Consider the following 1341-nt stretch of genomic DNA (forward strand, 5'->3'; position numbering starts at 1 on the left):
AGCTCGGTCCCGGGGATCCTCTAGAGTCGTCAGTGAGCGGACGCCGCAGGAGTGGGACGAGCATCTCGCCGCCGCCGCGCGCTCCGACGACGAGCGACTCGCCGTTCGCTACGCCCACCCCGTCTGGGTGATCCGCGCGTTCCGCCGGGCGCTGGCCGCCGAGGGTCGGGGGGACGAGCTGGAAGCGCTGCTCGCGGCCGACAACGCCGCGCCCGTCGTCACGCTCGCCGCACTGCCGGGCCTCGCCGATCGCCCCGCCGACGCGACGCCGACGCCCTACTCACCGCTCGGGTTCTTCTCCGGCGGCGGCGACCCGGGTGCCCTCGTCGCGGCATCCGGAGGCCGCGTCCGCGTGCAGGACGAGGGCTCGCAGCTGGCGGCACTCTCGCTCGCGCGCGTGCAGCCGGTCACGGCCGGCGAGCGCTGGCTGGATCTGTGCGCCGCCCCGGGTGGCAAGACGGCGGTCCTCGCCGCCGAAGCTCTCGCCCACGGCGCCACGCTGGAGGCCAATGAGCTCTCCCCGGCGCGGGCGGGCCTGGTGCGCGACTCGGTCGCCGCGGTCCCGCTGCCGGTGCCCGTCTCGGAGGAGGACGGCCGCACGCGCGCCGCACACGGGCGCTACGACCGCATCCTGGTCGACGCACCGTGCACCGGTCTCGGAGCCCTCCGACGCCGTCCCGAAGCCCGCTGGCGCAAGCAGCCCGCCGACGTGCCACAGCTGGCCTCGCTGCAGTCAGAGCTTCTGTCGGCCGCGCTCGCGGCGTTGCGTCCCGGCGGCGTCGTCGCGTACGTCACCTGCTCGCCGCACCTGGCCGAGACGGCGGCGATCGTCGCCGATGCCCTGCGCACGCACGGCGATGGCGTCGAGGAGCTCGACGCGCGCGCGACCGTGGCTGCGATCTCCGAGCACCCGATCGACCTCGCCGCCCCGGCGGACGGATCGGGCCGCGCGCAGCTGTGGCCGCACCGCCACGGCACAGACGCCATGTCGATCTCGCTGCTGCGCCGCCGCTGAGCCCCGCCCCGGTGCTCAGTCCCAGCGCACGACGGGCGGCGTCACCGTGAGATCGACCAGTGCAGACCCCAGCGACGGCAGGAACAGGAACGAGCAGCCGGTGCGGCGCTGGCCGTTGACGTCGCAGTCCGCGGTGACCTCGACGCCGCCCAGATACGGCGTACGCACTTGACCCGGATCGCCGTACATCGCCTCGGGCTTCAGGTTCGCGAGCTTCGCCTGCGTCTCGGCGCGGAGGCTGCGGGTGATGGTCCCGTCGATGATCTTCGTGCCGTCGCGCAGGGTTTCCGGAATGTCGGACTCTAGAGGATCCCCGGGACCGAGCT

General features: G+C 74.3%; 1 protein-coding gene and 1 pseudogene. One reads left to right on the forward strand and one right to left on the reverse strand.

Annotation, left to right across the window (positions count from 1 at the left end):
- A partial coding sequence (locus tag I5I_RS04510; protein ID WP_036316907.1) for an RsmB/NOP family class I SAM-dependent RNA methyltransferase occupies positions 1 to 1015 on the forward strand: 1015 nt, incomplete at its 5' end.
- Between the two features lie 15 nt (positions 1016 to 1030).
- On the opposite strand, the pseudogene I5I_RS04515 reads toward I5I_RS04510, so the two are convergent.
- Positions 1031 to 1341 (reverse strand): annotated as a pseudogene (locus I5I_RS04515) (hypothetical protein); the annotation flags it as partial.

Origin of the sequence: Microbacterium sp. B24 (assembly GCF_000333415.1) — a bacterium.
Classification (GTDB): Bacteria; Actinomycetota; Actinomycetes; order Actinomycetales; family Microbacteriaceae; genus Microbacterium.